The 20475-nt window shown below is 67.1% G+C and carries 17 protein-coding genes; 14 read left to right on the forward strand and 3 right to left on the reverse strand.

Translation table 11 applies throughout. The annotated features are described in order from the left end of the window. Positions 1-106: 106 nt before the first annotated feature. The 3 genes from DTS01S_RS13560 to DTS01S_RS13565 all read right to left on the reverse strand — a co-directional run bounded on the left by DTS01S_RS13560 (position 107) and on the right by DTS01S_RS13565 (position 2144). Positions 107-844: a GntR family transcriptional regulator gene (locus DTS01S_RS13560; protein WP_034367171.1), complete on the reverse strand. Its 738-nt coding sequence runs from the start codon at positions 842-844 to the stop codon at positions 107-109. Continuing rightward, on the reverse strand, positions 841-1053 hold the full coding sequence (locus DTS01S_RS30455; protein ID WP_139223830.1) for a hypothetical protein: 213 nt from the start codon (positions 1051-1053) through the stop codon (positions 841-843). The genes DTS01S_RS13560 and DTS01S_RS30455 overlap by 4 nt, the downstream gene beginning before the upstream one ends. 608 nt (positions 1054-1661) lie before the next feature. Then, positions 1662-2144, reverse strand: a complete 483-nt coding sequence (locus DTS01S_RS13565) for an Hcp family type VI secretion system effector (RefSeq protein WP_016446977.1) — start codon at positions 2142-2144, stop codon at positions 1662-1664. A gap of 606 nt (positions 2145-2750) precedes the next feature. On the opposite strand from DTS01S_RS13565, the gene DTS01S_RS13570 reads away from it, so the two are divergent. From DTS01S_RS13570 to tssC, 14 genes are all read left to right on the forward strand, one after another. Next, a complete protein-coding gene (locus tag DTS01S_RS13570; RefSeq protein ID WP_061287865.1) occupies positions 2751-4811 on the forward strand; it encodes a serine/threonine-protein kinase in 2061 nt (686 codons plus the stop codon). 9 nt (positions 4812-4820) lie between these two features. Further along, positions 4821-5609 carry a PEGA domain-containing protein gene (locus tag DTS01S_RS13575; protein ID WP_061287866.1) on the forward strand — a complete coding sequence of 263 codons (789 nt, stop codon included), beginning with the start codon at positions 4821-4823 and terminating at the stop codon, positions 5607-5609. Positions 5610-5617: 8 nt separating this feature from the next. Then, positions 5618-6103, forward strand: coding sequence for a TssQ family T6SS-associated lipoprotein (locus DTS01S_RS13580; protein ID WP_223275220.1), 486 nt, complete (start codon positions 5618-5620; stop codon positions 6101-6103). Between the two features lie 51 nt (positions 6104-6154). Next, on the forward strand, positions 6155-8314 hold the full coding sequence (tagH, locus tag DTS01S_RS13585; protein WP_061287867.1) for a type VI secretion system-associated FHA domain protein TagH: 2160 nt from the start codon (positions 6155-6157) through the stop codon (positions 8312-8314). Next, positions 8311-9099 (forward strand): PP2C family protein-serine/threonine phosphatase, encoded by a 789-nt coding sequence (locus DTS01S_RS13590; RefSeq protein WP_046240040.1) that lies wholly within the window; start codon positions 8311-8313, stop codon positions 9097-9099. The genes tagH and DTS01S_RS13590 overlap by 4 nt, the downstream gene beginning before the upstream one ends. Positions 9100-9118: 19 nt before the next feature. Further along, entirely contained in the window at positions 9119-9718 is a 600-nt protein-coding gene (gene tssJ, locus DTS01S_RS13595) for a type VI secretion system lipoprotein TssJ (protein ID WP_016446983.1), read from the forward strand. 17 nt (positions 9719-9735) lie between these two features. Next, positions 9736-11070, forward strand: coding sequence for a type VI secretion system baseplate subunit TssK (gene tssK / locus DTS01S_RS13600; RefSeq protein ID WP_016453380.1), 1335 nt, complete (start codon positions 9736-9738; stop codon positions 11068-11070). A 21-nt stretch (positions 11071-11091) separates the two neighbouring features. After that, positions 11092-12423 (forward strand): DotU family type VI secretion system protein, encoded by a 1332-nt coding sequence (locus DTS01S_RS13605; RefSeq protein ID WP_016446985.1) that lies wholly within the window; start codon positions 11092-11094, stop codon positions 12421-12423. A 5-nt stretch (positions 12424-12428) separates the two neighbouring features. Further along, positions 12429-16085 carry a type VI secretion system membrane subunit TssM gene (tssM, locus tag DTS01S_RS13610; protein ID WP_017405328.1) on the forward strand — a complete coding sequence of 1219 codons (3657 nt, stop codon included), beginning with the start codon at positions 12429-12431 and terminating at the stop codon, positions 16083-16085. Next, a complete protein-coding gene (tagF, locus tag DTS01S_RS13615) occupies positions 16067-16771 on the forward strand; it encodes a type VI secretion system-associated protein TagF (RefSeq protein WP_016453379.1) in 705 nt (234 codons plus the stop codon). The genes tssM and tagF overlap by 19 nt, the downstream gene beginning before the upstream one ends. A 59-nt stretch (positions 16772-16830) precedes the next feature. Then, complete coding sequence (gene tssA / locus DTS01S_RS13620) at positions 16831-17856, forward strand: type VI secretion system protein TssA (RefSeq protein ID WP_061287868.1); 1026 nt, start codon at positions 16831-16833, stop codon at positions 17854-17856. Beyond that, positions 17853-18275 carry a hypothetical protein gene (locus tag DTS01S_RS13625; RefSeq protein WP_061287869.1) on the forward strand — a complete coding sequence of 141 codons (423 nt, stop codon included), beginning with the start codon at positions 17853-17855 and terminating at the stop codon, positions 18273-18275. Before tssA ends, DTS01S_RS13625 begins: the two co-directional genes overlap by 4 nt. 123 nt (positions 18276-18398) lie before the next feature. Continuing rightward, complete coding sequence (gene tssB, locus DTS01S_RS13630) at positions 18399-18941, forward strand: type VI secretion system contractile sheath small subunit (protein WP_012205675.1); 543 nt, start codon at positions 18399-18401, stop codon at positions 18939-18941. 28 nt (positions 18942-18969) lie between these two features. After that, entirely contained in the window at positions 18970-20463 is a 1494-nt protein-coding gene (gene tssC / locus DTS01S_RS13635) for a type VI secretion system contractile sheath large subunit (RefSeq protein WP_016446990.1), read from the forward strand. The last annotated feature ends 12 nt before the right edge of the window (positions 20464-20475 follow it).

Consider the following 20475-nt stretch of genomic DNA (forward strand, 5'->3'; position numbering starts at 1 on the left):
CGACTTGCAGCCTTTGCCGGGCCGGATGCACGCCCGCCTTCGCCCAGCGGCCCGTGCGCCCATGAAAAAGGGCCTCCGAAGAGGCCCGTTCCACACATCCCGACCATCAAGCCGTCTGCTGCAGGGCTCCGTAGCGCTCGCGCGCCGTCTGCAGCATGTAGAAGGTGATGCGCTTGACCTCGGCACGGCTGTCGGCGATGTGCTGCTTCAGGCAGGACTGGGCCAGCGCGGCATCGCCGGCCTCGATGGCGGCAAGAATGGCGGCATGGTCGTCATAGGTTGCCGAGACGCGCGGCAGCTTGATCACATCCAGGCGGCGGATGATGCGGATGCGCTCTGTAATGTCCAGGTGGATGCGCGCCATCTCCTGATTGCCGGTCGCGGCCACCAGGCCGGTATGGAAGGCCTCGTCCAGCGAGGCCACGACGGCGGGGTCGGTCTCGCGCTGCTCCTCGGGCACGCACCAGACTTCGCGCAGCGGCTGCAATGACTGCAGCGATTCGCCCACCAGGCTGGCCACGGCGCTGGTCTCCATCAGGGTGCGCACCTCGTACAGATCCTCGAAGTACTTGAAGTCGAAGGCCTTGATCTGCCATCCGCTCTTGAAGTGCACATCCACATAGCCATCGCGCTGCAACCAGAACAGCGCCTGGCGCACGGGCGTGCGGCTGACCTGCATGCGCGTGGCGATCTCGCCTTCACTGAAACGGTCGCCAGGCAGCAGGCGGAAATCGAAGATGTCGTTCTTCAGGCAGGTGTAGATCTGCGCAGCCAGCGAATGCGCGCTGCTTGCAGGCCCCTGGCGCGTCTCGCACACCGGCGAGGAAACAACCGCGATGCTCATGCGACTGCCGCGCCCGCTGGAGCACGCAGGCCTCGCCGCTGGCCGCCGCCAAGGCCTGGCAACGACATGCCCGGAGCCCTGAAGAAGGGCCAGGCCTTGCCTTCGACACCGGACTCGCGCATGGCCGAAGACAGGGTATACGCCGACCGTAGCAGCAATACCATTGCCTGATTTGCGATCAGGCAATGGGCAATGGTCCATTCACGCATTTAGTACTCTTTCTTGTACACAAGTTGGCAGTGGGATTTAATAAAGAAACGAATTGCGTTTTAATAATTGGACCTACAAGAATATCCTCGACAACGGCCGATCTTCGTGTATGCTCCGCGACTTGCCGCCGCAAAGGCCATACGCACCACAGCGTTTGGCAGCCCCCGACACCAGGCATTCAAAGTGACTGGACCAACACCAACAGGAACCCACTCGCGGTAATCCTGCGCATATTTGCGCCAATCCATTTTTTCCAGAGAGTTTCTGCACACACCTGGTGCAACGAGCACATCAATTTCCCCATGCCTGCGGCCATGGGTTTGTGTATTTGTTAAATATTGCAAGATATTGAGGCATTCAGCCTCTGACAGGAATGGAAGGCGGCTTTCTGTCAAGGAACTGACATGTGAATCTGCTAGCAGCGGCCTTGCGCGTGCAGAGACAAGGCACGTCCTGCCCGATATTCCATCCACCGCTCGATTCCAGCTTTCCATACTGGAAAGCCTCCATCGATGGATGGAGGCCATATTCCCGCGCATCCACGGCAAACCCACGCCGGATGCATCCGACGCGGGTTTGCCGCAGCAGCAAGCCTGCGCAAGAAGACTCAGGCTTCGCGGTTTTCCTTGATGTTGAAGCCCATCTGGCTCTCGGCGCCCTTGCCGCCCTGGTTGGTCTGTTCCCAGTACTGGGTCTTGACCTTGGCAGCCTGGAACGAGTAGTTGACAGTCACGGTGTCAGAGGAGTTGGCGCCGCTGACGGTCACGTTCGTCACCATGACGTCGGTCAGGGTGATCTTGGTGAACTCGATCTGCGAGCCACCGGCCTTGCACAGCGAGATGTCGACCTGGCCCAGGTGCTTGCCCGTGGCGCAGTGCTTGAGCACGGCGGGGTAGCACTTGTCCACCTTGGCGATGACGTTCAGGTCATGGAAGCTCACCTTGCCGGCGCCGGCACCGCCGCCGCTGGCCATGGTGTTGGGCTGGGTCGCGCCCCAGGTGAAGGAGTCGATGTCGGTCCAGCCCTTGTGGTTGGAATCCTGGGATTCGCCACTGGCGCCCTCGACCTTCATGAACATATCAACGGACATTGCACACCTCTCGAATTAATGGATTAAACGTTCGCATGCAACCCAATAGACCGACTGCATCGGATGGTTCACACGCGAACAAAGGGGAAAACCACTCCCGGGCAGAGCGCACGAAACCGATTCACTGAACATGTGATTCAGATCAGTGCGGCGCATACCCTGGATGGTCAAGGAATGTATTGACAATCGCCTGCAATCCTCACTGTCGTGAACCGCCCTCCTTTGTTGGAGCCGCGATGATAGTGGATAAGATCGGAAAAATACAAACAATTGGCCCGACTGAATTGTTACGGCCGATACATCTGAAAAAAAATGTATCCATCGCTTATCCATTCGATACGTGTCATGGCTTTTTGCAGAACTCAAGCTACACTCACGCCGCATTCGGAGTCCGATTGAAATACGATCTTGTATTCATGACGAGTCCATGACGTTCGTCTTTGGCCCCCGGCTTCAGACAATTGGCTGATCGAGGAAAACCAGCGGTTGCATAGACAGATTGCCGGTGCGATGCCGGCTTTGTGTGGCCTCGAACAGATTCGGCACCCTGGCACTGCGACAGACCTCGCCCGCCAGCGTGTGAAACAACATCTTGGGTGGGATTGCATGGATAGCGAAGCAGCATGTTCGACCAACTGCCTTCCGGCAGGTGTCCAGATTGGCGAATACCGCGTGCTCGATGTCATCGGCGAAGGCGGTTTCGGCATCGTCTACAAGGCCCGTGACCTCTCGCTGGACCGCGAGGTCGCGATCAAGGAGTACATGCCTTCGGCACTGGCCGGACGGCAAAGCTCCCATCAGGTGCATGTGCGCTCGCAGCACCGTGGCGCCTTCGACGCCGGGCTGCGCAGCTTCATCAACGAGGCCCGCCTGCTGGCGCGCTTCTCCCACCCCACCCTGGTGCATGTCTACCGCTTCTTCGAAGCCGGCGGCACGGCCTACATGGTGATGCGCCACTACGAGGGCCAGACGCTGGGCCAGGTGCTGAAGGCATCGTCCGGCCGCATGGATCAGGCCGGGCTCAGCGCGCTGCTGATCCCCTTGCTGGACGTGCTGGAAGTGCTGCATGCGCAGGACTGCTTCCACCGCGACATCGCGCCGGACAACATCTTCGTGCAGCGCGATGGCAGCCCCGTGCTGCTGGATTTCGGCGCCGCGCGCCGCATCATCGGCGACATGACCCAGGCGCTGACCATGGTGCTCAAGCCCGGTTTTGCGCCCATCGAGCAATACGTGGACGACGGCGCCATGCCCCAGGGCGCGTGGACGGACATCTACCAGGTCGGCGCACTGATCCACCAGGCCGCCACGGGCCGCATCCCGGCCACCTCGGTCGCGCGCATGGTCACCGATCCCATGCAGCCGCTGACCTCCGAACAGGTCCCGGGCTACTCCGACGCTTTCCTGCAGGGCATGCAACGGGCGCTGGCGGTGCGCCCCCAGGATCGCCCCCAGTCCATTGCCGAGCTGCGCAGCCTGCTGGGCCTGTCCACCGACGCCCGGGCAGCGCCTGCGCCGGGGGAACCCAGCCCCATCTACATCCCGATCACGCCGCCTGCGTCCGTACAGGCCGCCATGGCCACCCAGTCGGCAGCCGTGCAGGCGCCGCGCTTCGTGCCGATCACGGAAATCTTCGTTCCTGCAGCAGCGCCGCAGGCAGCGCCCGCGACCACGGTCATGCCCGTGCCTGCGGTCCCTCCTGTCGCCACGGTCGCACCGGTGCCGCCCGCTCCCACCGCGCCTGGGGGTTTGGCAACAGGCGGCCCTGTCCAGCCATCTGCAGCCGCAGCCGCGCCCCAGATGACGCCTCAGGCATCTGCCGCCGATCCCATGGGCCTGGACAACGGTCCGTACATCGACATCGACCAGGCACTGCCCCCCGCTCAGCCTGCGCAGCCCCCGGTGCAGGCGCAGGCGCCTGCATCCCAACAGCCCGCCTCCGCACCCGCCGTTCAGGGCGCGCCCGCAGGGGTGCAGCCTCCGGTCGCTGCCGTCCAGGCAGTGCCCAAGGTCAGGCGCAGCAGCATGGCCGTGCCGATGGCCATCGGCGCCCTGGTGCTGGCGGCCATCGCGGGCGGCGGCGTGCTGTGGTACGACCATTCCCAGGACCAGGCCCGTGCCAAGACCCTGGCGGCGCGCGACAGCCTGGCCTGGCAGCAGGCCCAAAGCCAGTCCAGCCTGGCCCGCCTGCAGGACTACCTGGACAGCTTCCCCGAAGGACAGCACCGCACCGAGGCCCAGGCGCTGCTCAAGCAGTTGCTCAACGAGGCCTCGCTGGCCTCCACGGAGCAGGTGCAGCCGATGACCCCGCCGGAGCAGGCCGCGCTGGCTGAACTCCCCCCTTCCCAGCCCGAGCAAGGGGCGCCCGTCGCCCCCGTCACGGTGGCCGCGGTGCCCGAGCCGTTGCCCACCGAGCCGCCCAAGACCGAAGCCCGCCCCGCCAAGCCCGCAGCGGCCACAGGCAAGGTGGTGTTCAGGGTCGTGCCCTGGGGCTATGTCTCCGTGAACCGCGCCCCGGCACGGACCAGCCCGCCGCTGACCCAGATGGAGTTGCCGGAGGGCGAGTACCGCATCGACATCAGCAACCCGGGTGCGGCCTCTACGGTGACCAAGACCATCACGGTCACCAAGGGCGAGTCGGTGACCGTGAACCATCTTTTCGAATGAGCGCGGCGCATGGCTCGACTGATGAACCACCGCTGGCGATGGATGCTGTGCACTGCAATGCTCGGCCTGCCCTGCCTGGCGCATTCCCAGGCGGCATGCGAGGAGGCCGCGCCGGCCCAAACCGGCTCGGCAGGACGCCCGCAGCTGGCGCAGGGCATTGCGCTGTTCGAGGCGCGCGACCTGGTCCAGGCCGAGCGTGCGCTGCAGGCTGCGCTGTTTGGCGGGCTGGCGGATCCCATGGAGCGGGCCTCCGCCCACAAGTACCTGGCCTACACCTATTGCACGCACAAGGAATGGGCACGCTGCGAGGCCGCCTTCGACGCCGCGTTCGCCGCCCACCCCGGCTTTGCGCTGCAGGCCTACGAGACCACGGGTACGCCGTGGCGGGACGCCTACAGCCGCGCCCAGGACCGCTGGACCCAGCGCTGCCCTGCCGCGCAACGGCTGCGCGTGGCAACCGCAGCGCCCACGGCCGGCGGCTTTGCACTGAACAGCCGCGTGATCACATCGATCACCGCACTGACATCGGGCTCGGCCCCGGTGCGCTCCGCCGCACTGGCCGCACGGCCTGAGACGCCACGGACAGATCACAACCTGCGCCTGAGGGTCAGCCCCTGGGCCAACGTGCTGATCAACGGCAAGCCGTCCGGCGTCACCCCTCCCGTCGTGCTGCTCAAGCTGGCGCCAGGCTCCCACACGGTGGAACTGCGCAACCCCGGCTTCGAGAGCTATCGGCAGGTGATCCGCATCACCGACGGCCAGTCGGTGACCCTTTCCCATGACTTTGATGCCCGATGACCATGTCCATGCATATCCCTCACTCCCTCCAGCGCCTGACCCTTGCCCTTGCCGTTGCCTTCGGGCTGGCCGCCTGCGAAACCGCACCCAAGCCGGTGGAGCCCGAGCCAGCACCGCCCGTGGTGCAGGCGCCTGTCGAGCCCGTCAAGCCCGTGGACCCGGTGGTGATCAAGGAGCAGGAGCTGGTCGAGGCCATCCAGCTCTACGTGGATGGCCGCTACGAGGATGCCATCACGGCCCTGACGCCCCTGTCCACCGCGCAGGAGCTGCCGATGAGCAGCCAGGTCAAGGCGCTCAAGTACATCGCCTTCAGCCACTGCGTGGAAGGCCGCCGCAAGCCCTGCCGGCAGCACTTCGACATGGCCCTGGCCCTGGACCCCACCTTCCAGCTGACCGAGGCCGAAAAGGGCCATCCCACCTGGGGCCGGGAATTCAACAATGCCCGCGCCGCGCTGCGCAACAAGCGCCCGGCGCCCGCGCGCAAGGCCTCCTGAGGCCTGCCGAGGCCCCCGACGCTTCCTGAAAACTGCCTAGCCTAAGACTCCATGGACAAAATCGAACTCAGGGTCGTGGACCACGATGGCGTTGCGGTCGACCGCCACTGGCATGCCGTATTCGGCATGGCAGGCGGCACGATCGGACGCAGTGGCCAGAACAAGCTCATCATCTCGGATCCGGACGCTTCCGTGGCGCGCGTGCACGCCATGGTCAGGCTCGATTCCGAGGGAGCCTTTGTTGCGAACCTGAGCGAGCGTGATCCCATCTGGGTGGCAGACCAGCCCGTGCGCTCGGGCCAGGAAGTGGCCCTGACACTGGGCGCGCGCATCCGCATCGGCGCCTACACCCTGGCCGCCGTGGCGCCGGGCACCCCTTTCGAAGCACCGGCCTCGCCCGGTGCAGCCGTGCCGGCGCCTGCCAGCGCAGCATTTGCAGCGGCTGTGACGCCCTCAGCACCTTCTGCGTCCTCAGCACCTTCTGCGTCCTCAGCACCCTCAACGCCATCGGTTCCCTCGCCGGTCACGGCAATCCCGCAGCCACAGATCCAGCAGCCCCCCGCAGTTGACAACCCCCTGCAGCCGCAAGCAACGGGGCCGGCAGAAGCTGCGCCACTGGCAGACGTTCTGCCTCCAGCCGCCGCCGGCATCGCCGATCCCTGGGAAGGCCTGACGGCGCTGAGCCTGGATGACATCCAGACCCCGCCTGCGCCTTCTGCCGAGAGTGCAATCCCCCCCGAGCAAGCGGCCATGGCGATGCCGCAGCCGGCCAGGCCGCAGCACCGCCCGCTGCTGATTCCCAATGATTTCGACCCCTTTGCACCGCCGCCCGAGCAGGCTCGGCAGCAGGAAGAAGGCTGGGCCGGCCTGCCCTCGCACGGCAAGGGCGAGCTGATTCAGCAGCGCCATGACGGCATGGTCCAAACGCTTCCCCTCAAGGGCCTGAGCACCGAGGCACTGCATGACGCCTCCCATACCGGCCTGCCTTCGTGCTTCGAGGCATCGCAAAAGCTCGATCCGCTCGCGCTGTTCGACCAGGGCGGCCTGCCCGGCGACGCAGCGCCGCTGCAACAGGCATCGGGCCGGGGCTCCGAGCTGGGCCAGGCCTTCAACCTGCCGCGCATGCAGCCGCCTGCGCAGCCAGCGGCGCCGGCCCAGCCGGCCGGCCTGGAGCAGTCATTGGCGCCTGCGGCGCAGACACAGCAACCTGTACAGGTTCAGGCCGCACCAACTGCCGTACCAGTTGCCGTACCAGCTCCCTTACCTGCCGCTGCACCAGTTGCTGCACCGATGGCCACGGCCCCCACTGCCGCGACAGCCCCCGAAATCCCCGCCCAGCCCGTCGTGCTCGACGGACTGCTGCCCACCAACGGGCTGGACCTGGACATCTTCCAGTCCGGCGCAGGCCAAGCTGCGCCAGCCATCGTTTCTGCCGCAAGCGCTGCCGCCGCTCCCGCCAACACCAGCTCCAGCTCCAGCGTCCACTTCAACGCAGCCTCCAGCATCCTCGGCCAGGGCGCCGCCGCCATTCCCGTCGGCACCCTGCCCTGCACCGCCGCGCCTGTCGATGCTCCGGTGCAGCCCCAGCCGGCCGCCAGCGCCGCCCACGCCGACCTGCAGGCCCTGGCCACGGCCTTCATGGAAGGCGCGGGCCTGAACCCGGCCAAGACCCATTTCGAGGTCACGCCTGAATTCATGCGCACCTTCGGCGAAGCCCTGCGCATTGCCGTGCAGGGCACCATCGACCTGCTGGCGGCGCGCTCTGAGATCAAGCGCGAGTTCCGTGCCGGCGTCACCATCATTGCCACGGGCGCCAACAATCCGCTCAAGTTCCTGCCCAATTCCGAGGGCGTGCTCATGCAGATGGTCCACCAGACCTTCCCGGGCTTCATGAAGCCGCTGCCCGCCATGCAGGACGCCTTCCAGGATCTGCACGTGCACCAGCTGGCCCTGATGGCCGGCATCCGCGCCGCCTATGCCGAGGCCCTGACCCGGTTCGATCCGACCGAGCTGGAGCGCCGCACCGAAACCAACCCCGGCCTGCTGGACAAGCTGCTGACCAATGGCCGCAAGGCTGCGCTGTGGGACGACTACAAGCACAACTTCGACGTGCTGCGCCGCCATGCCGAGGACGATCTGATGGCCTTCTCGGGCCGCACCTTCGTCGAGGCCTACGAAAACGCCGAGCAGTCCGTGAAAGGCCAGCCGTGATCGCCTACCTTGACGGAGACGGCCACCGCTACAGCATCCAGGTGGCCAGCGCATCCCACAGCGGCAGGCGTTCCAGCAACGAAGACGCCATGGGCCTGATGGACCTGGGCGCCGGCGGCCTGTGCTGCACCCTGGCCGATGGGGCTGGCGGGCACGGGCATGGCGAACTTGCCGCCCAGCTCACGGTCCAGGCCGTGCTGGAGGGCTTCCGGGAGAACCCGCTGTTCGCCCCTGCCAGCCTGGCCTCCCTGATTTCCCAGGCGGAGCACCGCGTCAGCGGCCAGCAGTCCACCTCGGCCTCGCGCATGCACATGAGCGCCACCGTGGTGGTGCTGTGCATCGACCCCGGGCAGGGCCGCGCCCTGTGGGCGCACTGGGGCGACTCGCGCCTGTACTGGTTCCGCGCAGGCCGCATGCACCTGCGCACCGAAGACCACAGCCTGGTGCAGCAGCTGCTGCACGCCGGCCTGTACGAAGAGAACGACCCGCGCCGCCTGCCCAACCGCAACGTCCTGGCCGGCGCCATCGGCGCCGAAGGCCAGGTGCCGCCCAGCATCCGCTCCGCCGCCGTGGCCCTGGAGCCCGGCGATGTCTTTTTGCTGTGCTCGGACGGCCTGTGGGAGGGCATGCACGAGTCGGAAATGGAGCAGCTGCTGGCCGCGAGCCAGCGCCCCGACGAATGGATACAGCGCATGGTCGGCCGCGTCGTATCCAGCGGCAATCCGCACCAGGACAACCTCAGCGCGCTGACGGTGTGGATCTGCCCGCGTGACACCAATGACTGATATCGAGACAGGAGAAGCCATGTGGAAATCGCATGCACCGCATGTACCGCAAGCGCGCCGTCAGGCGCTGCAAACGCTGGGCGCCTTGGGCCTGGGCACGGCAATGGCGACCGGCCTGGCCGGCTGCGGCTCCCTCAATCCCCTGAGCCGCGCGCCTGAAGTGGCGCCCACGGCCGTGCCCGCCGCCGTGTTCGAGGTGGTGGCCGACATGGACATCAACCCCGACCGCGAAGGCATCCCCAAGCCCGTGCTGCTGCGCATCTACGAGCTGCGCGCCTCCGCCGCCTTCGACCGCGCCGGCTTCTTCGACCTGCAGGACAAGGACGACGGCCAGCTGGGCAGCGACTTCGTGCGGCGCGAGGAATTCCTGATCGCGCCCGGCCAGCGCCAGGTGATTGAGCGCAAGGGCAACCCCGATGTGCGCGCCTTCGGCCTGTTCGCCGCCTACCGCGATCTGGAGCGCAGCACCTGGCGCGCCTCGGCCGCCGCGCCCAACTCCGTGGAGCTGCGCAGGCGGTGGTGGGGCATGGGCTCCACCGAAAAGCTGCAGCCCGTGCGCTACCAGGTGCACCTGACCCGCGAGGAGGTCACCGTGCGCATCCAACCCGCATCCCAATAAACGCACATCTATCCACCATGGTCTGGCAACGCAAAGTCATCTGGGCCGAAGGCATGTTCCTTCGGCCCCAGCACTTCCAGCAGCAGGAGCGCTTCCTGTTCCGGCAACTGCAGTCGCGCAGCCTGCCGGGACAGCCCTTTTTCTGGGGCTTCTCGGAACTGGAGCTGGACACCGATCTGCTGCGCATGGGCAAGCTGGGCATACGCTCGGCACACGGCGTACTGCCCGACGGCACGCCGTTCCAGCTGCCGGGCGACGACGAGGCGCCCACCCCGCTGGACATCGGCAAGGACCTCAAGGACGTGGTGGTGCACCTGGCCCTGCCGCTGCGCCGCCTGTCGGGCAGCGAGGTCACCTTTGGCGAAGGCACGCAAAGCCCCGCGCGCTATCTCAGTGACGTGACCGAAGTGGCGGACAGCAACGACGTGGGCGCCCAGCCCGCCGAGGTGCAGCTGGGCCGGCTGCGCCTGAGCCTGCGCCCCGCCCACGAGCTGACCGAAGGCTGGGTCAGCCTGCCCGTGGCCCATGTGGTCGAGCGCCAGGCCAGCGGAGGCGTGCTGCTGGAGCCCGGCTTCATTCCCACCGTGGTCAACAACGGGCCCAGCTCGGTGCTCAATACCTTCTGCAAGGAAATCCACGGCCTGCTGCGCCAGCGCGGCGAGGTTCTGGCCCAGCGCATGATCCAGCCCGAGCGCGGCGGCATCGGCGAGGTCGGCGACTTCCTGCTGCTGCAGCTCATCAACCACTGGACGGGCGCCGCCCAGCACTGGGTGCGCACCGGCAGCATCCATCCCGAGCGCCTGTTCGAGGAACTGCTGCGCCTGGCCGCCGAGCTGACCACCTTCGACCACGAGCGCCGCCGCCCCGAGGTGCTGCCCGCCTACGACCACGACGACCTGCGGCGCAGCTTTCCGCCACTGATGCTGGAGCTGCGGCGCAGCCTGTCCTCGGTGCTGGAGCAAAACGCCATCCAGATCCCGCTGCACGACCGCCAGTACGGCGTGCGCGTGGCGCTGATCCCGTCCACCGAGCTGCTGACCACCTGCGACTTCGTGCTGGCCGCCCATGCCCAGACCACGCCGGAATTCCTGCGCACCCACTTCCCCACCCAGACCAAGCTGGGCCCCGTGGAGCGCATACGCGACCTGGTGAACCTGCACCTGCCCGGCGTCACGCTGCGGCCGCTGCCCATCGCCCCGCGCGAGATCCCCTACCACGCGGGCTACAACTATTTCGAGGTGGACACCACGCACGACCTGTGGAACCAGCTGCAAAGCTCCGGCGGCCTTGCCATGCACGTCTCCGGTGAATTCCCCGACCTGCAGCTGGAGTTCTGGGCCATCCGCCGCTGACGGCGCGACGCATCTTCCGACATGAACAGTTCCAACATCAGCCACCAAATGCCCTGGGGGAGAGACGGCGACGCGGGCCGTGCCGAAGGCGCAGCCAGCGCCTCGCCCGCGCCTGCCGGCCAGGAGCCGCTGCGCTCCAACCTGCCCGACGTGGTCAGCGGCGGCAACCCGCTGGTGGCCGCCGCCAACCAGCTGCTGAACCTCATCCCCCAGATCCGCGCCATGGTCACCAACGAAGACCCGCGCGCGCTGCAGCAGCTGCTGCTCGAACACATACGCGAGTTCGAGCAGCGCGCCGGCGCCAGCGGCGTGCCCATGGAAACCATCATCGGCGCGCGCTACTGCATCTGCACCGTGCTCGACGAAACCGCCGCCCAGACGCCCTGGGGAAGCGCAGGTATCTGGCCTCACTACAGCCTGCTCGTGGCCCTGCATAACGAAACCTGGGGCGGCGAGAAGTTCTTCCAGCTGCTGGCCCGGCTGGTGCAGACGCCGCACCAGCACATCGACCTCATCGAGCTGCTGTACTACTGCGTGATGCTGGGCTTCGAAGGCCGCTACCGCGTGATCGACAACGGCCGCGCCCAGCTGGAGACGCTCAAGGCGCGCCTGCTGCAGCTCATCGAATCGACGCGCGGCGACCGCAGCAGCCTGCTGTCCGTGCACTGGCGCGGCGTGCAGCGCCTGGCCTCGCCGCCCTGGGCCATGGTGCCGCTGTGGGTGGCGGCAGCCATCACGCTGCTGCTGGCGTTCTTCATCTACCTGTGGTTCAGCTACCGGCTGTCCAACAGCTCGGATGATCTGTTCGCCGCCATCAACGAGATCCGGTTCCCGCGCACCTCGGCGGCTGCCACCGTGGCCACCATCAAGCCGCGGCTGCGGCAATTCCTGGAGCCCGAAATCCGCGAAGGCCTGGTCAGCGTGCGCGACGAAGCCGACCGCAGCACCGTCATCCTGCGCGGCGACGGCCTGTTCGACCCGGCTGCCACCGTCGTCAAGCCCCGCTACGTGCAGGTCATCCACCGCGTGGCCGCGGCGCTGGACGAAGTGCCGGGCAAGGTCATCGTCAATGGCTACACCGACAACCTGCCCATCCGCACGGCGCGCTTCCCGTCCAACTGGAACCTGTCGCAGGAGCGCGCCCAGGCCGTGTCCCAGATGCTGGGCGGCTCGCTGCGCGACCGCCAGCGCCTGCATGCCGAGGGCCGTGCCGACAGCGACCCCGTCGCCCCCAACAACACGGCCGAAGGCCGGGCGCTGAACCGGCGGGTGGAAATCGTCCTGCTGGTCGCGCCCCAGCAGCGTGACCAGCAACTGCAGGCCCTGCCTGCCGCACCCGAGACCAGGAACTGACCCCCATGATCCGTCGCATCGCCTCATGGCTGTTCAACCGCTACATGCTGGAGCTTCTGGGCCTGGTGGCCCTGAGCCTGCTCATCTGGTTCGTCGGCCCCCTCGTCTTCATCCAGCCCTACCAGCCACTGGGCAGCCCCACCGTGCGCTGGTGGTTGATCGCCGGCCTGTTCATCCTCTGGTTCCTGCGCCTGCTGCTGAAATGGTGGCGCGCACAGCGCATGAACGAGCACCTCATGACCGGCCTGTCCCGCCTGACCTCGCCGCGCGAGGCGGACGGCACGCCCGCTGCCGGCTCCGAGGAAGTGGCAGAGCTGGAGTCCCGCTTCAAGGAAGCCCTGGACACGCTGAGCAAGACCCGCTTCGGCCAGACCGAAGGCGGCCTGTTCGGGCGCTGGAACAAGCGCTACATCTACCAGCTGCCCTGGTACCTGATCATCGGCTCGCCGGGTTCGGGCAAGACCACGGCCCTGATCAACTCGGGGCTGGACTTCCCGCTGGCGGCCCAGTTCGGCAAGCGCGCCATCCCCGGCATGGGCGGCACGCGCAACTGCGACTGGTGGTTCACCGACCAAGCCGTGCTGCTGGACACGGCCGGCCGCTACACCACCCAGGAAAGCGATGCGGAGCAGGACAAGGCTGCCTGGAAGGGCTTCATGCAACTGCTCAGGCGCTTTCGCGGACGCCAGCCCGTCAACGGCGTCATCGTCACGCTCAGCGTGCAGGAGCTGCTCAGCAGCAGCGATACCGAGCGTGCCCAGCTGGCCCAGCTGATCGGCCTGCGCCTGAGCGAGCTGTGCGAGGAGCTGACCATCCGCTTTCCCGTCTACGTGCTGGTCACCAAGAGCGACCTGCTGGCGGGCTTCAACGAGTTCTTCGGCGCCATGAGCCGCGAGGAGCGCGCCCAGGTCTGGGGCTTCACCTACCCCTATGACGAAAAGACCCAGCGCTCGCCCGCCAGCGACCCGCAGGCCGCCAGCGCCCTGTACATGGAGGAATTCGACGCCCTGGTCGCCCAGATCAACCGCCTGCTGCCCCAGCGGCTGATGACCGAGCCCGATCTTGCGCGCCGCAGCCTGCTCTACGCACTGCCCCAGCAGTTTGCCGGCCTCAAGGACGTGGTGCGCGACACGCTGGATGCGGCGTTCTCCGCCTCGCGCTTCAAGGAAAAGCCGCTGCTGCGCGGCGTCTACTTCACCAGCGGAACGCAGGAGGGCATGCCCTTCGACCGCGTGATGTCGGCCCTGTCGCGCCGCTTTGCGCTGCGCGGCCGCCTGCCGGCCGATGCCGTGCCACAGCAGGGCCGCAGCTACTTCCTGGAGTCGCTGTTCAAGGACGTGATGTTCAACGAGTCCGGCCTGACCGGGCGCAACGCCAAGAAAGAGCGCCAGCTGCGCCTGATGCAGGCCGCCGGCCTGTGCGCCCTGCTGCTGGCCCTGGGCGGCGCGGCGCTGGCATGGACGCTGAGCTACGAGAACAACCAGCGCTACCTGAACGAAGTGGCCGACAACGCCGGCACGCTGCGCCAGGCCGTGGAGGAATCCAAGGCCACCGATCCCGACAACGTGGTCGCCCTGGTGCCCATGCTCAACCACGCGGCGCGCGTGGCGCAGAGCAGCCGCTTCGAGGAATCAGCCCCGCTGGGCTGGCGCTGGGGCCTGCTGCAGGTGCCCAAGGTGCAGACGGCCGCCCACGCCACCTACCTGCGCCTGCTGGAAGACGCCTGGCTGCCGCGCCTGAGCAGCCATGTCGCGCGCTCGCTGCGCCAGGTCAGCACCGGCAGCCCCGAGGCCAGCTACGAAACGCTCAAGGCCTATCTCATGCTCTACGAGCCCGACCACTTCGACGCCACCTTCGTCAAGGCCTGGCTGCGCAGCGATTGGGAAAACACCCTGCCCCAGCATCTGGTGCAGGCCGGCCTGGTGGACCAGCTGTCCGAGCACCTGGACCGCCTCATCGACGGCCGCGTGGTGGTCTCCGCCCAGCCCATCGACGCCAACCTGGTCGCCGAAGTGCGCCAGCGCCTGGCCCAGATGTCGCCCGCCCAGCGTGCCTACAGCCGCCTCAAGCAGCTGCTGAACACCGGCGACAAGCTGCCGCCCGACTTCAGCGTAGTGCGTGCCAGCGGACCCGAGGCGCCCCAGGTCTTTGCGCGTGCAAGCGGCAAACCGCTCACCCAGGGCATCAGCGGCCTGTTCACCTATGACGGCTACCACGGCCTCTTCCTGCACGAGCTGCCCAAGGTCACCACCTTGCTGGCCAAGGAGGAAACCTGGGTGCTGGGCCAGGCCGAAGGCCGGCGCAGCGTGGCCCAGGAAGTGCTCACGGGCCAGCTGGCCAACGAGGTCAAGCGCCTGTACCTGATGGAGTACGCGCGCCTGTGGGAAACCTTCCTGGCCGACATCCGCCCCATACGCACGGCCTCGCTGGAGCAGGCCGGCGAGCAGGCCCGCCTGTACTCGTCCGCCAACTCCAGCCTGGAGCAGTTCATCCGCGCCGTGGCCCGCGAGACCACGCTGGCCCGCCGCCCGGACCAGCAGGAAGGCGGCAGCTCGGGCAGCACCAGCAGCTGGCTGGGCGAGAAACTGCAGCGCATCCGCGAGGAACAGCACCAGCTCAGCCGCCTGACCGGCAAGCCGCTGAACGTGGGCGGCATGCTGGCCACCGGCACGCTGGAGGCCGACATCGTGGACTTCCGCTTCCGCGAATACCGGCGCCTTGCCACCAGCAACGGCTCGGGCCCGGCGCCCATCACCGCCAGCCTGCAGGTGCTCAACGAGGCGGCGGCCGTCATCGCCTCGGCGCGCCAGCAGGTGATCCAGGGCGGCGGCGTGCCTCCCTCGCTGAGCGGCACGCTGGAGAAGGTGCGCTCGGAGGCCAAGCGCGTGCCGCCTCCGCTCAACAGCATGTACGAGGCCCTGGCCACCTCCACCTCGTCCTTCGTGGGAAGCAGCGTGCGCAGCACGCTGGGCGGCAACCTCAACGCCACCATCGGCGACTTCTGCCGCCGAGCCATCCTGGGCCGCTACCCCTTCACGCGCAGCGCCACGCGCGACGTGACCACGGACGACTTCGCCCGCCTGTTCGCCACCGGCGGCACCATGGACGAGTTCTTCCGCACCCAGCTGCAGACCATGGTGGACATCTCCACCGTGCCCTGGACCTTCAAGCAGGGTGTGGACGGCACGCCGGTGGGGGGCTCTGCCTCGCTGGCCGCCTTCCAGCGCGCGGCCTCCATCCGCGACGTGTTCTTCCGCGCAGGCGGCAACACGCCCGGCATCCGGCTGGAGATCAAGCCGCTGGACATGGACGCCTCCATCTCCCAGATGGTGCTGGACGTGGACGGCGAGATCGTGCGCTACCAGCACGGCCCGCAAATCCCCAAGGCCGTCTCCTGGCCCGGCACGCGCGGCACCGGCCAGGCCCGGCTGCAGATCACGGCGGCCGGCGCGCAGAACACCGGCATCGTGACCGAAGGCCCCTGGGCCCTGCACCGCCTGTTCGACCGCGCCCAGATCCTGCCGGGCAACTCGCCCGAGCGCTTCACGGCCATCTTCACCATCGACGGGCGCAAGCTGCGCATGGAAGTCACCACCAGCAGCGTTCTCAACCCATTCCGGCTCAAGGCCATGGAGGAATTCGAATGTCCGGACCGGCTGTGAACGCCATGACTGTCCAGCGGCCATGCGCCGCCTGGTGGGGCAAGCTGCCCAGCCAGGGCGATTTCGTCGGCCGGCGCATGCCCCACGCACTGACCATGCGCTGGGACGAATGGCTGCGCAACGGCATGGACCAGTTGCGCAGCGATGCGGCCGATGGCTGGTCCACGCGCTTCGTGCACTCGCCGCTGTGGTTCTTCCTGTGCCCTGCCTCCATCCTGGGCCAGTCCATGGTGGGCGTGATCGGCCCCAGCTCCGACCGCATCGGCAGGCTCTTTCCGCTGGCCATCATGGCCACGGTGGACGGCAGCTCCGGCATACCGGCGTCGGACCAGGACATCGAACGCTTTCTGAGCGGCGCACGCGATGCGCTCATCGACGCGCGACGCCTGCCCCTGTCGGCCCAGCAGCTCGACGAGCGGCTGGCCACCCTGCAATGGCCGTTCCAGCAGGAGCGCAGCGCGCCGGACAGCACCTCCATCCACAGCCTGCTGGCGGATCTTGACATGGGCGCCTCGCAAGGCAACGCCGCGCGCCTGCCGCGCATGGACTGGCGCGCCTGCATGCGCCCGGGCTCCACCACCTCCGTCTGGTGGATCTCGGCCACGCCGCGCCACGCCCCTGACGAAGTGGTCCAGCACGAAGTGCTGCACCGCCGCCTGTTCACCCGGCTGTTCAAGGGCGCCTGAACCCGCACAGAGCGCACGGCCCCTGCACACCAAACCCCAAGCCACATCGAATCCCGCCCATGGCCAATATCCAGGACCTGCTGACCGAGACCTCCGCCGAGCCCCCCTGCGGCCCGGACCTCACCTATGACAACGACTTCCAGTCCATGGAAAGCGCTGCGCAGGGCAAGGTCGAACAGCAGTTCGGCGACACCGTCATCCCCGCCGAACCACCGGACTGGCGCGACGTGGAGCGCCAGGCCTCGGCCCTGATGCAGCGCACCAAGGACCTGCGCGTGGCCGTGCTGCTGTGCCGTGCCTGGACCATCCTGCACGGCCTGCGCGGCACGCTGCAGGGCCTGCAGCTGTGCGCCGCCCTGCTGGAGCGCCACTGGGAGCATGTCCACCCCCTGCCCGAGGACGGCGACGACTACTTCATGCGCATGAACGCCCTGGGCACCCTGTCGGACGTGACGGGCTTTGTGCGCGACCTGCGCAACGCCGACTTCCTGCGCGGAGCCCTGGGCCAGATCAGCGTGCGCGACGCCGAACTGATGGCCAGGGGCAACGTGCCCGAGGACCTGCCGCACCTGACCGCCGACGAATTGCGCATGGCCTCGGCCCGCGCACATGCCGAGGGCCACGAAACCCTGCTGGCCGTCACCCCTGCGCTGCAGGAACTCGACCGGATCCGTGCCTGCTGCGAACAGCACCTGCCCAGCCACCAGCAGCCCGAGCTCGACGGCCTGCGCCAGCTGCTGCTGGCCCTCGGTCAATGGCTGCCCCAGTCCACAGGCGACGCCGACACGGCCGCTGAAACCGATCCGGCCGCACAGGCCGGCACCGGGGACGGCCTGGCATCCCAGCCCGCGCCCGGCCCCCCCCACACCCCGGCACGCAACCGCGAACAGGCGATTGCCCAGTTGCTGGAAATCGCCGCCTTCGTGGAGCGCACCGAGCCCTCCAACCCCGCCCCCCTGCTCATCCGCCGCGCCGCCCGCTTCATGCGCATGGGCTTCATGGACATCCTGCGCGAACTGTCGCCCGACAGCCTGGCCCAGGTGGAAGTGATCACGGGCGCCCACCTGCAGGAGCAGCAGACATGAAGGCCAAATGCTGTTTCATGGCCCTGGGCGTGGGTCTCTCGACGCCAGCCTTCGCAGATGCCGGTGCACGGCATGCAAACGCCATCGAGCGCATCACGATCCGCGACGGCACCGCCAAAAGCGAAGCCCCCCGCATCCATTGCGATTCACTGCGCATTGACGAAAAGCGCGCGCGCTACTTCCTGCGCCACGCCAAGTCCAGCAGCCAGTTCAATTACGCGCATGCCTATGAAACCGGTAGCTGCAGTGCCCGTGCCGTCGTGCGCTTCAAGGGCGGCCGCCAGGTCAATCTGACCATCGACAGCGGCACCGGCTGGGGGACGACGGAGAACAAGCGCTCCATCGCCTACCTCTACTGCGAGGAATGCACGGATCTGCTGGACCCGGACTTCGCTTTCAAGGAGCCGGCTGCCCCATGACACCCACCCCGTCCACCTGTTTCCACACGGCCTCTTGCGCCCTCAGCCCTTCGGTCCGCCGCAAGGCGGGACTCCAGGCTTTTTACTTCTGCGACCTATTTTTTTCTTGAAAGGAACACCCGCATGTCGCTCACCAAAACCGGCAAGAGTGGTCAGAAATTCATCGCGCGCAACCGTGCGCCGCGCGTGCAGATCGAGTACGACGTCGAGATCTACGGTTCGGAAAAGAAGGTGCAGATCCCCTTCGTGATGGGCGTGCTGGCCGATCTGTCGGGCAAGCCCGTCGATCCGCTGCCCGAGATCGCCGACCGCAAGTTCCTGGAAATCGACATCGACAACTTCGATGCGCGCATGAAGTCCATCAAGCCCCGCGTCGCCTTCCAGGTGGACAACACGCTGACGGGCGAGGGCAAGCTCAACATCGACCTGAGCTTCGAGAGCATGGAGGACTTCTCCCCCGCCGCCATCGCGCGGCGCGTGGGCGCGCTCAACTCGCTGCTGGAGGCACGCACCCAGCTGCACAACCTGCTGTCCTACATGGACGGCAAGCAGGGCGCCGAGGAGCTGATCGGCAAGGTGCTCAAGGACCCTGCGCTGCTCAAGTCGCTGGCCGCCGCGCCCAATATCACTGCCCCGCAGGCCTCGGGCCCCGCATCCGAGGCTTGAGGCAGCACATCAGGAAGGCAAGCACGTCATGAATACCGCAACCCAACTCGAACAATCGACCCAGGCGCTGGCCGGCAGCGAATTCGGCAGCCTGCTGCAAAAGGAATTCAAGCCCAAGACCGAGCAGGCCCGCGAAGCCGTGGAAGCGGCCGTGCAGACGCTGGCCCAGCAGGCCCTGGGCTCGGCGATCACGCTGTCCAACGATGCCTACCAGACGGTGCAGGCCATCATTGCCGAGATCGACCGCAAGCTGTCCGAGCAGATCAACCGCATCATCCACCACGACGACTACCAGAAGCTCGAAGGCGCCTGGCGCGGCCTGCACCACCTGGTGACCAACACCGAGGTGGACGAGATGCTCAAGATCCGCGTCATGAACATCTCCAAGAAGGAGCTGCACCGCAACATGCGCCGCTTCAAGGGCGTGGGCTGGGACCAGAGCCCCGTCTTCAAGAAGGTGTACGAAGAGGAGTACGGCCAGTTCGGCGGCGAGCCCTTCGGCTGCCTGGTGGGCGACTATCACTTCGACCACAGCCCGCCGGACGTGGAGCTGCTCGGTGAAATGGCCAAGGTGGCCGCCGCGGCCCACTGCCCCTTCATCTCGGGCGCGGCGCCCGCCATCATGCAGATGGAATCCTGGCAGGAGCTGGCCAACCCGCGCGACCTGACCAAGATCTTCACCAACACCGAGTACGCCGCCTGGCGCAGCCTGCGCGAGTCCGACGACGCCAAGTACATCGGCCTGGCCATGCCCCGCTTCCTGGCACGCCTGCCCTACGGCGCGCGCACCAACCCGGTCGATGAATTCGATTTCGAGGAAGAAACCGACAGCGGCGACCACGGCAAGTACTGCTGGGCCAACTCGGCCTACGCCATGGCGGTCAACATCAACCGCTCGTTCAAGTACTACGGCTGGTGCACCTCCATCCGCGGCGTGGAATCGGGCGGCGCGGTGGACAACCTGCCGGCCCACACCTTCCCCACCGACGATGGTGGCGTGGACATGAAGTGCCCCACGGAAATCGCCATCAGCGACCGCCGCGAGGCTGAGCTCGCCAAGAACGGCTTCATGCCCCTGGTGCACCGCAAGAACTCGGACGTGGCCGCCTTCATCGGCGCCCAGTCGCTGGCCAAGCCCGCCGAGTACTACGACTCCGACGCCACGGCCAATGCCAACCTGTCGGCGCGCCTGCCCTACATGTTCGCCTGCTGCCGCTTCGCGCACTACCTCAAGTGCATCGTGCGCGACAAGATCGGCTCCTTCCGCGAGCGCACCGACATGGAGCGCTGGCTCAACGACTGGATCATGAACTACGTGGACGGCGACCCGGCCAACTCCTCGCAGGAAACCAAGGCCCGCAAGCCCCTGGCCGCCGCCGAGGTGCAAGTGCAGGAAGTCGAGGGCAACCCCGGCTACTACACCTCCAAGTTCTTCCTGCGCCCCCACTACCAGCTGGAAGGCCTGACGGTGTCGCTGCGCCTGGTGTCCAAGCTGCCTTCCGTGAAGCAGGGCGCGAAGTAAGACTGTCCGCCC

The organism is Delftia tsuruhatensis NBRC 16741 (assembly GCF_001571325.1).
GTDB lineage: Bacteria > Pseudomonadota > Gammaproteobacteria > Burkholderiales > Burkholderiaceae_C > Comamonas > Comamonas tsuruhatensis.